A 3,039-nucleotide genomic window follows, 5' to 3' on the forward strand; every position below is an offset into this window, starting at 1 on the left:
TTCGGCGCCACCGTCACCACCGGCATCGCCTCGGTCACCAGCGCGAGCGGCCCGTGCTTGAGCTCGCCGGCCGGATACGCCTCGGCGTGGATGTACGAGATTTCCTTGAGCTTGAGCGCGCCTTCCAGCGCGATCGGATAATGCAGCCCGCGACCGAGGAACAGCGCGTTCTCCTTGCGCGCGAACTCCTCCGACCACGCGATGATCTGCGGCTCCAGCGCCAGCACGCCGTGCAGCGCCGCAGGCAGGTGACGCAGCAGCTTCAGGTACTGCGATTCCTGCCCGGCGCTCACATGGCCGCGCAGCTTGCCGAGCGTCGCCGCGAGAATGAACAGCCCCACCAGCTGCGTGGTGAACGCCTTCGTCGACGCCACGCCAATCTCGCGGCCCGCATGCGTGAGGAACCTGAATTCGGTCAGGCGCACCATCGCGCTCGTCGCGACGTTGCAGACCGCGAGCGTGTGCTCCATGCCCAGCGACTGCGCGTGCTTAAGCGCCGCGAGCGTATCGGCGGTTTCCCCCGACTGCGAGATCGTCACTACCAGCGCGCGCGGATTGGGCACCGACTCGCGATAGCGATACTCGCTCGCGATCTCCACGTCGGTGCGGATCTTCGCCACCGTCTCGAGCCAGTACTTCGCCGTGAGGCCCGCGTAATAGCTCGTGCCGCACGCGAGAATCAGGATGCTGTCGATGCCCTCGAACACCTCGCGCGCGTTTTCGCCGAAGAGCTCCGGCGAAAACGATTCGGTGGCCGGAATGGTGTCGCCGATCGCGCGCGGCTGCTCGAAGATTTCCTTCTGCATGTAGTGGCGGTACGGGCCGAGTTCGACCGCGGCGCCATAGGCCTGCACCTCGCGCACCTCGCGCGTGACGGGGTGGCCCGCGCGGTCGGCAATGCGCACGCCTTCGAGCGTGATCTCGCAGACGTCGCCTTCCTCGAGGTAGCTGATGTGCCCGGCGCTGCCCGCGATGGCGAGCGCGTCGGACGCAATGAAGTTCTCGCCGTTGCCGTAGCCCACCACCAGCGGCGAACCGGCGCGCGCGCCCACCACCGTATGCGGCTGGTCCCTGTGCACGACGCCGATCGCATACGCGCCGGCCAGCTGCTGCACGGCCTCGCGCACGGCGGCGAACAGGTCGCCCCGGTAGAGGCTGTGGACCAGGTGCGCGATGACTTCGGTATCGGTCTGCGTGACGAACTCGTAGCCCTTCGCGCGCAGCCTCTCGCGCAGCGACTCGTAGTTCTCGATGATGCCGTTGTGCACGAGCGCGAGCGCGTTGTGCGAGAAGATCGGGTGCGCGTTGTTCACCGTCGGCGCACCGTGCGTGGCCCAGCGCGTGTGGGCGATGCCCGTCACGCCTTCGAAGCGGGCCTCGCGCACCTGGTCGTCGAGTTCGGCCACGCGCGCCACGCTGCGCACGCGCTGCGGTCCTTGCGCGGTCACGATGGCCACGCCGCACGAGTCGTAGCCGCGATATTCGAGGCGCCGCAGTCCTTCGATGAGGACGGGCACGATGTTACGTTGCGCTACTGCGCCGACGATGCCGCACATGGAGTTCGATCCCTGGAGGTTGAGAGGCGGGGCAGCGCCCGCGACACCTCGCGTGCTGCTGCCGTCGCCGCCGTGTTCATGGCTGTTGCTGCGCTTATTTCCTGATCTTGACCGGCCGCACGTAGCCGGTTTTCTCGACCTGGGTCTTGCCGTTGAGCACGAGCACGTCGTCGCTCACGTCTTTCCACACTGTCGTGCCCGCCGCGATCGTCACGCCGTGGCCCACGCGCACCGGCGCGACGAGCTGCGTATCCGAGCCCACGAACACGCGGTCGCCGATCACCGTGCGGTGCTTGTTCGCGCCGTCGTAGTTGCAGGTGATGGTGCCCGCGCCGATGTTCACGCCGGCGCCCACGTCGGCGTCGCCGACATAGCTGAGGTGATTGGCCTTCGAGCCCACGCCGATGTTCGCGTTTTTCACCTCGACGAAGTTGCCCACGTGGACTTCGTCGGCGAGCTTCGCGCCCGGGCGCAGCCGCGCGTAGGGGCCGAGCACGGCCTTGCTGCCCACCACCGCGTCTTCGATATGCGTGTAGGCGTCGACGCGCGTGCCCGCGCCGATCGCGGCGTTGCGGATCACGCAGTTCGGGCCCACCGTGACGTTGTCGGCCAGCGTGACGTCGCCCTCGAACACGCAGTTCACGTCGATGAAGACATCGCGGCCGCAGGCGAGCGTGCCGCGCACGTCGATGCGCGCCGGATCCGCGAGCGTGACGCCCGCCACCAGCAGGGCGTCGGCCACGTTGCGCTGGTACACGCGCTCGAGTTCGGCGAGCTGCTGCTTGCTGTTGACGCCGAGCGTCTCCCATTCGTCGCCGGGCTGTGCCGTGACGACCGGATGGCCCGCGGCGGCGGCCTGCCCGACCACGTCGGTGAGGTAGAACTCGCCCTGCGCGTTGTCGTTCTTCAGCGCGGCGAGCCAGCCCGCGAGCGGCGCACTCGGCGTGATGACGATGCCGGTATTGATCTCGGCGATGCGGCGCTCGGCTTCGCTTGCGTCCTTCTGCTCGACGATGCGCACGACCTGGCCGGCGGCGTCGCGCACGATGCGCCCGTAGCCGGTGGGATCGTCGAGCGTGACGGTGAGCACGCCATAGCCGTTCGTACCGGCTGCGTCGGCCAGGCGTTTGAGCGTGGCAGCGCGCGTGAGCGGCACGTCGCCATAGAGGACGAGTGTCGGCACGCGGGTGTCGAGCAACGGCAGCGCCTGCTGGAGCGCGTGACCGGTGCCGCGCTGCTCGTGCTGCACGGCGAACTGGACATCGGGTGCGCCGACCGCCGCGCGCACCGCGTCGGCGCCATGGCCGATCACGACGACGAGTCGCGTGGGATTGAGCGTGCGGGCGGTATCGAGGACGTGCGAGAGAAGCGGCTTGCCGGCGAGCGGATGCAGCACCTTGGGCAGTGCGGAGTGCATGCGCTTGCCCATGCCTGCCGCCAGAATCACGATGTTCATGGCATCGGTGAAGGTCGAATTTGAAGC

The 3,039-nt window shown here is 68.3% G+C and carries 2 protein-coding genes; both read right to left on the reverse strand.

All coding sequences use genetic code 11. The features are described 5' to 3' along the window. Window positions 1–1,556, reverse strand: a 1,556-nt coding sequence (glmS, locus tag U5760_RS31485) for a glutamine--fructose-6-phosphate transaminase (isomerizing) (protein WP_322016208.1), incomplete at its 3' end; no start/stop codon positions are given. A 94-nt stretch (window positions 1,557–1,650) separates the two neighbouring features. Beyond that, the gene (glmU, locus tag U5760_RS31490) at window positions 1,651–3,012 is read right to left on the reverse strand and encodes a bifunctional UDP-N-acetylglucosamine diphosphorylase/glucosamine-1-phosphate N-acetyltransferase GlmU (RefSeq protein WP_322016209.1); all 1,362 of its coding nucleotides are present in this window, start codon (window positions 3,010–3,012) and stop codon (window positions 1,651–1,653) included. Window positions 3,013–3,039: the final 27 nt, after the last annotated feature.

The organism is Paraburkholderia sp. J12, assembly GCF_905220215.1.
In the GTDB taxonomy this organism is placed as follows: domain Bacteria; phylum Pseudomonadota; class Gammaproteobacteria; order Burkholderiales; family Burkholderiaceae; genus Paraburkholderia.